General features: G+C 39.8%; 8 protein-coding genes. 3 read left to right on the top strand and 5 right to left on the bottom strand.

Annotated features, from left to right (window positions below):
• Together ubiG and fdhD are read left to right on the top strand one after the other, a co-directional pair.
• Positions 1-398: bifunctional 2-polyprenyl-6-hydroxyphenol methylase/3-demethylubiquinol 3-O-methyltransferase UbiG (gene ubiG / locus ACTF6W_RS05515; RefSeq protein ID WP_438993548.1), on the top strand; the 398-nt coding region annotated here is incomplete at its 5' end.
• On the top strand, positions 388-1188 hold the full coding sequence (gene fdhD / locus ACTF6W_RS05510) for a formate dehydrogenase accessory sulfurtransferase FdhD (RefSeq protein ID WP_438993547.1): 801 nt from the start codon (positions 388-390) through the stop codon (positions 1186-1188). The genes ubiG and fdhD, both read left to right, overlap by 11 nt.
• On the opposite strand, the gene mobA is transcribed toward fdhD, so the two are convergent.
• The 5 genes from mobA to ACTF6W_RS05485 form a co-directional block, all read right to left on the bottom strand.
• Positions 1178-1762 carry a molybdenum cofactor guanylyltransferase gene (mobA, locus tag ACTF6W_RS05505; RefSeq protein WP_438993546.1) on the bottom strand — a complete coding sequence of 195 codons (585 nt, stop codon included), beginning with the start codon at positions 1760-1762 and terminating at the stop codon, positions 1178-1180. The two genes, fdhD and mobA, sit on opposite strands and share 11 nt — an antisense overlap.
• Before the next feature lie 17 nt (positions 1763-1779).
• Positions 1780-2286 (bottom strand): DUF1178 family protein, encoded by a 507-nt coding sequence (locus ACTF6W_RS05500; RefSeq protein WP_438993545.1) that lies wholly within the window; start codon positions 2284-2286, stop codon positions 1780-1782.
• 67 nt (positions 2287-2353) lie between these two features.
• Complete coding sequence (locus ACTF6W_RS05495) at positions 2354-3190, bottom strand: carbon-nitrogen hydrolase family protein (RefSeq protein WP_438993544.1); 837 nt, start codon at positions 3188-3190, stop codon at positions 2354-2356.
• Positions 3191-3222: 32 nt separating this feature from the next.
• Positions 3223-3480: a glutaredoxin 3 gene (gene grxC / locus ACTF6W_RS05490; protein ID WP_438993543.1), complete on the bottom strand. Its 258-nt coding sequence runs from the start codon at positions 3478-3480 to the stop codon at positions 3223-3225.
• A gap of 73 nt (positions 3481-3553) precedes the next feature.
• Entirely contained in the window at positions 3554-4279 is a 726-nt protein-coding gene (locus ACTF6W_RS05485) for a double zinc ribbon domain-containing protein (RefSeq protein ID WP_438993542.1), read from the bottom strand.
• Between the two features lie 95 nt (positions 4280-4374).
• On the opposite strand from ACTF6W_RS05485, the gene ACTF6W_RS05480 reads away from it, so the two are divergent.
• Positions 4375-5045 (top strand): methyltransferase domain-containing protein (locus tag ACTF6W_RS05480; protein ID WP_438993541.1); only part of this gene is annotated, 671 nt, incomplete at its 3' end.

Genomic DNA, 5045 nt, shown 5'->3' with positions numbered 1-5045 from the left:
CAGAAGAATTAGCCTACCAAGGCGAGAAATTTGATGTCATCCTCAATATGGAAGTGATTGAACATGTGGCCGATATTGCTTCATTTTTAGATGCTTGCCATAAACTACTTAATAAAGATGGATGTATGACCCTCTCCACATTAAACCGGACAATGAAATCTTGGGTGATGGCCATAGCGGGTGCAGAATATATTTTAAGGTGGCTGCCGATTGGTACGCATGACTGGCAAAAGTTTTTAAAGCCTTCAGAGCTTTGTGAGCATGCCAAAAAAAGTGGTTTTTCAATTAATATCATTCAAGGCATGGTTTATAATCCATTAGGAGGAACTTGGTCATTGAGCAACAATGATTTTTCTGTCAATTACGTTGCACTCGCGGTTAAAAATAATGAGCGATAAAGCCAACTTTAAATCTATGCGCTTATGGTCACCGAGTGGCGAGATTAAAGAGGATAGACCACTTACAGAAGAAGTTCCGGTTGTTCTTGAATATAACTGTGTCACCTTTGCCGTAATGATGGCGTCGCCATCTGACTTAGTAGATTTTTCTTATGGTTTTAGCTTAACAGAAGGTATCATTGAAAAAGAAAGCGATATTATTTATTCGCAAATCAAAGACGCACCAAAAGGAAAAATTGCGGCCATTGAAATAAATGCGCAAGCCTTCTACCGCCTTGAAAAATATAATCGTACCCTTTCCGGGCGCACGGGGTGCGGTCTTTGTGGGGTTGATAAATTAGAGCATGCCATCAAGGACTTGCCGAAAATTACTTCCGATTTTAAAATCAATGCTAACCTAATTCATAACGCGATGAATTCACTTAAATCGCAGCAACACTTAAATAAAGAAACCGGCGCCCTTCATGCAGCTGCCTTTGCTGATCATACGGGTCATATTATCGCAATAAGAGAAGACGTCGGCAGGCATAATGCACTGGATAAATTAATCGGTCATTTAATCAGAAATAATATCGACCCTTCAAATGGTTTTGCACTTATCACAAGCCGTTGTAGCTTTGAAATGGTTCAAAAATGTGCTTTATTTGGAATTCCTATCGTCGCCGCCGTATCTGCGACTACGGGTCTTGCCTTTTCTCTTGCTGAACAGTCTGGTATTGCCCTTATCGCATTTGCGAGAAAAGAGGGCTTAAATATTGTCAGTGATATTGCAGATCGAATTATAAAATAAAACGACTTTCGGCGACTTTTATATCTTCACGTGTATTAATATTGAAAAATGGATCCGGTTTTTCTGTCCATCGACATTCAATATAATCCAACTTTTTTATCAATTTCATTAAAGTATATTCACCGCTTTCAATTGACGTCTTGACGTCATTTATGATCGATACATCCCATAACCCCAAAACTGGATGAAGGCGGCCCCCTGAGCAGGCTATAACACAAGAGCTGTCTTTAATTCCTAATAATTTTTCTACAAAATCATACGGTATAAATGGTGTGTCGCAAGGTACAGTGACTATTTTTCGATAATCATTTTCCAGGGCATATTTTAGGGCTGAATAAATACCGCCAATGGGGCCAAGATGACTTTCTTGATCAGGCACAACTTTAAATCCTTCTAGGATATTCGGATCCTGAGCATTAATGATGAGGTTTGTGACCTGAGGAGAAAGACGTTCCGAAATATGATTTATAAGTGTTTTACCACCAACCGAAATTCCGTATTTATCAATGCCATCCATGCGCCTCGATTGTCCTCCAGCGAATATTACACCGAGAAGACTGGAAACATTATTCATAAATGATCCTTAGTGGACTAGCTATCTAGTTTATCAGAGCCCGGGACAGGCAAGATATCGATTCCTTCTTCGATGAGCTCTTCTGTCTCACGAATAGTTGTCTCGCCATAAATGCCACGCTTTTCACTATCCCCATAGTGAATTTTACGGGCTTCTTCAGCAAAGTTGTTTCCAACATATTCGCACGACTTTTCAACCTGTCGACGGAATTTTGCCATCGTATTATGCATATGATCTAAAGCACGTTTAACATCTTCAGGACTGACTTGGCTGTCCTCAGGGGAATGCGCGCTCACCATAACACGCTGCTGATCTACATTGATATTGAGCTCTTCCAAGCCAACTTTGTCAGACGAAGGAGTCGGTGCAATGTTTGGGACCATTAAAGATTTTGAAATTTTTGTGCAACCGCAAAGCGGGCATTCAATCAGATGATCTTCTGCTTGTTTCTCATAGGCTTCATTATTTTGAAACCACGCTTCAAAAATATGGCCGTCACTACATTTGATATCAAATAAAATCATAATATTTCTAACTACTTATGGTGACCTATATAATTTAGCCAACTTTAAAACTCAAGACAACTCTTTACTAAGTTTTCTTTATAACAACTTTTTGATCATGGGTCAAAGAAGCAATGCGATTTCTTGCCTCATCCACTTTTCCAATATCAATTTCCGCAATTGAGACACCAACCCCATCGCCACCATCACAGACAACTTCGCCCCATGGGTCAATCACAAGCGAATGTCCATAGGTCTTTCTGCCGTTTTTATGTTCACCAACTTGCGCCGGTGCAAAGACATAGGCTCCATTTTCGATTGCTCTGGCTTTTAGCAATGTATGCCAATGCGCTTTACCAGTAACATAGGTAAACGCAGAAGGAACCGTTAACATGGTTGCCCCTGCCTTAGAAAGCATCCTGTATAAATAGGGAAAGCGAAGGTCATAACAAATTGATAAGCCAACTTTTCCCCAAGGCAATTGAGCAATGACGGCCTCTTGGCCCGCTTGATAAGCGTTTGATTCACGGTAAGCCTTATCCCCTGGGATATCCACGTCAAACATATGAATTTTATCATATGTTACGCATTTCTCGCCCTCAGGCGAAAAAAGAAAGCATCTATTGGCAGCCTTATCACCATTTTTGATCGCAATCGATCCAATCAGGAGCCAAATTTCAAGCTCTTTAGCAAGAGACGCAAAATAACGCCACGATGTATCATCTTCTTCAACGCTAATTTTTTCCATCACCTGTTTAGTGCCAAAATCCAATAGTGTTGTCATTTCAGGGGTTAAGACAAAATCTGCGCCTTTTGACGCCGCATCACGGATAAGCGTTTCAGCCATTAAAAAATTATCAGCAATGACATCATCAGATGTCATTTGCACAAGACCAACTTTAAATTTTTGTCGATTTTCCACCATGTCTTAAGGGTACCATACCCTTTTCTGAAATACTATTGGCTTAACAGCGCATCAAGATGGCCGGCGCGGTCTAATGCATATAGATCATCACTGCCACCAATGTGATCGCCATTAATGAAAATTTGCGGCACCGTTCTCGCACCGTTGCTACTTTTTTCCATTTCCGTTTTATATTCATCTTTTGACCAAATGTTAAACTCTTGGAATTCTTTTCCTTTGCTGTTTAATAGTTGTTTTGCCATTGAGCAAAAACCACATCCTGGGCGAGTATAAATTACAATATCAGTCATAAGTAAATTCCATTCAAGCTTAATAATTGAATGATATATAGGACATCTTCTTTAGATTACAACCATAAACAAATCATTTTGCAGTAACCGGAGAAATCACACGAAATACTGTTAACAAATAGGCCTTCTTCGCGCCGGCTTTTTTCAGGGCTTTCGCACAATTATCTGCGGTTGACCCTGTCGTATAAACATCGTCAACTAATACGATATTTTTATCTTTTAATTCGACACCTAACGTGGCCTTAAAAACCCCCTTAACATTTTGAGACCTTTTCTTCAGATTACCTTGCTGGGGAGGTGTGTTTTTAATACGTTCCAGCGCCTCCGGAAAATGGTAAAGGCCTGTTTTACGTGCCAAACTCTCAGAAAGCAGCGCTGATTGATTATATCGCCTGCTTATAAGACGTTTTTTATGAAGAGGAACCGGAACAAGGATATTCGCATCATGCCAGAAATCATATCCGGCTTGATAGAGTAATTTGGTAAAATATTGTGTATATTCTGTCCTGTCTTGATGTTTGAATCCTAAAATCATTGATCTGCTCTCATCATCATATCTGAGGGCGGCGTTAGCCTTATCAAACGAATGAGGGGATTTTTGGCATGCCGCACAAAATGTTTCACCAAGAACCGAATAATCATTTCCAAGATCGCTGCCAAAAGGGAAACCACAGCATGCACATTTCGGATCCGAAATAAAATATAAATCTTTCCAACAATCTGGACATATATTATGAGCATCTACAACCCGAGAGCCGCATTTGAGGCATTTTGGCGGTAACAAAATATCTAATACCATTTGGCCAGTACGTGAATGTATGGAATAATTCTTTTTATTCCCCCCATAGACAATTGTTTCTTTTCGTTTGTCTTTAAAAATGCCATATAAGTACTATGACCGAAAAAGCAGATAAGAAAAAGTCAAAATTTAAATCACCCAATATGGACGCAACAATATTTAATCGCGACCTTTTGAGGTTAAGGCGTGATAAAACGGCTGATCAATTTGAAAATCACGCCTTTTTGCTTAAAGAGGTCACAGAAAGGCTTCTCGATAATCTTGATGACATCAAAAGGGACTTCCGTAAAGTTCTCAACATTGGTGGGCATCACCAACTCATGCAAAAATATTTTGATAATGCTTTGTTGATTGATCAAGATTTATCTTTTCATAAAATTTCAGCATTAAAAAAACCTGTTATTCAAGCCGATGAAGAGTTTCTTCCCGTCAAAAACAATTCCCTTGATCTTATTTTCTGCGCCTTAAACCTGCATTGGATCAATGATTTACCCGGTGCATTAGTGCAAATATTTAATAGTCTTAAGCCAGATGGGCTTTTTATTGGGGCGTCACTCGGGGGAGAAACACTATTTGAACTGCGCGCCTCTATGATGAAAGCGGATATTGAACGATTAGGCGGCATTAGACCGCATGCGTCCCCACTCATGGACGTTCGGGACGCCGGCGGTTTATTACAGCGTGCAGGCTTTACTCTGCCTGTCGTCAATACGGAACGTATAACTGTAACCTATTCAAATGCCTTTGCTTTAATGAAAGAATTAAA

The sequence above is a fragment of the Pseudemcibacter sp. genome, from assembly GCF_965661635.1.
In the GTDB taxonomy this organism is placed as follows: Bacteria; Pseudomonadota; Alphaproteobacteria; order Sphingomonadales; family Emcibacteraceae; genus Pseudemcibacter.
Note: the sequence above shows the minus strand (reverse complement) of the source record. Positions and strands in the feature narration are given on the sequence as shown.

Excerpts from the sequence above, each read along its gene's own strand:
- mobA (WP_438993546.1), bottom strand. The coding sequence starts at position 1,762 with ATGAATAATGTTTCCAGTCTTCTCGGTGTAATATTCGCTGGAGGACAA.
- ACTF6W_RS05500 (WP_438993545.1), bottom strand. The coding sequence starts at position 2,286 with ATGATTTTATTTGATATCAAATGTAGTGACGGCCATATTTTTGAAGCG.
- ACTF6W_RS05495 (WP_438993544.1), bottom strand. The coding sequence starts at position 3,190 with ATGGTGGAAAATCGACAAAAATTTAAAGTTGGTCTTGTGCAAATGACA.
- grxC (WP_438993543.1), bottom strand. The coding sequence starts at position 3,480 with ATGACTGATATTGTAATTTATACTCGCCCAGGATGTGGTTTTTGCTCA.
- fdhD (WP_438993547.1), top strand. The coding sequence starts at position 388 with ATGAGCGATAAAGCCAACTTTAAATCTATGCGCTTATGGTCACCGAGT.
- ACTF6W_RS05485 (WP_438993542.1), bottom strand. The coding sequence starts at position 4,279 with ATGGTATTAGATATTTTGTTACCGCCAAAATGCCTCAAATGCGGCTCT.